Raw genomic sequence first — 1074 nt, 5'->3', positions numbered from 1 at the left:
GGGATCGCGCCGGCGCGCTCGCCGGCGTCGATCCCGCCGGGGCAGGCCGCCAGCACCGCGGCGCGGATCGCCGCCGGATCCTCGCTGCGCGGGTTGTCGTCGGTCACCCAGCAGACATCGGCGTGCGCAGCGCAGGCCGCGCCCATCAGCGGGCGCTTGCCGGGATCGCGGTCGCCGCCCGCGCCGAACAGCACATGCAGCTTGGCACCCGGCGCGACATGCGGGCGCAGCGCGGCCAGCAGCCGCTCCAGCGCATCGGGCGTATGGGCGTAGTCCACATAGACCGCCGCCCCGTTCGGCAGCCGTGCTGCGAGCTCCATCCGCCCGCGCACGCCGCCGAGCCGCGGCAGCAGCGCGACCGCGCGCGCCGCATCGGTGCCGGTCGCGACCGCCAGCGCGGCCGCCATCATCACGTTGTCGGCCTGGAAGCGGCCGGGCAGGGCGAGCGCCACCGTGGCGCGCGTGCCGAAGACCTCGAGGTCCAGTTCCTGCCCGTCAGGCCGGGGACGCTGCGCGCGCAGGCGGATCGCCTCGCCGGCCTCTCCCACGGTCATGAGGCGATGCCCGCGCGCCGCGGCGATGGCGCGGAGTTCCGCGAGGCTTGGCGCCTCCATGTCGGCATTCGCCACCGCCGTCGCGCCCGCCGGCAGCAGCACGCCGAACAGCCGCAGCTTGGCGGCGCGGTAGCTCTCCATCGTGCCGTGGTAGTCGAGATGGTCGCGCGTCAGGTTGCTGAAGCCGGCCGCCGCCAGCCGCACCCCGTCGAGGCGGCGCTGGTCGAGGCCGTGCGAGGACGCCTCCATCGCCGCGTGGGTCACGCCACCCGCCGCGAGCGCGGCGAGCGTCGCGTGCAGCGCGACCGGATCCGGCGTGGTCAGCGACGGCCCCGGCGGGAAGCCCCGCGCGACGAGGCCGAGCGTGCCGAGCGATGCCGCGTGGCGTCCGTCCAGCGTCCAGATCTGGCGCAGGAAATCCACCGTGCTCGTCTTGCCGTTGGTGCCCGTCACCGCGACCAGGGTCGCGGGCTGCGCGGCGTGCAGCGCGGCCGCGAGCAGCGCGAGCGCGCGGCGCGGA

1 protein-coding gene is annotated in these 1074 nt (G+C 76.5%); it reads right to left on the bottom strand.

Annotation, left to right across the window (positions count from 1 at the left end; all coding sequences use genetic code 11):
• Positions 1 to 1074: Mur ligase family protein (locus tag L2I40_RS23595; protein WP_237217784.1), on the bottom strand; the 1074-nt coding region annotated here is incomplete at both ends.

The sequence above is a fragment of the Falsiroseomonas oryziterrae genome, from assembly GCF_021864505.1.
GTDB lineage: Bacteria > Pseudomonadota > Alphaproteobacteria > Acetobacterales > Acetobacteraceae > Falsiroseomonas > Falsiroseomonas oryziterrae.
The sequence above is the reverse complement of the archived record's forward strand: the minus strand, read 5'-3'. Positions and strand labels throughout refer to the sequence as shown.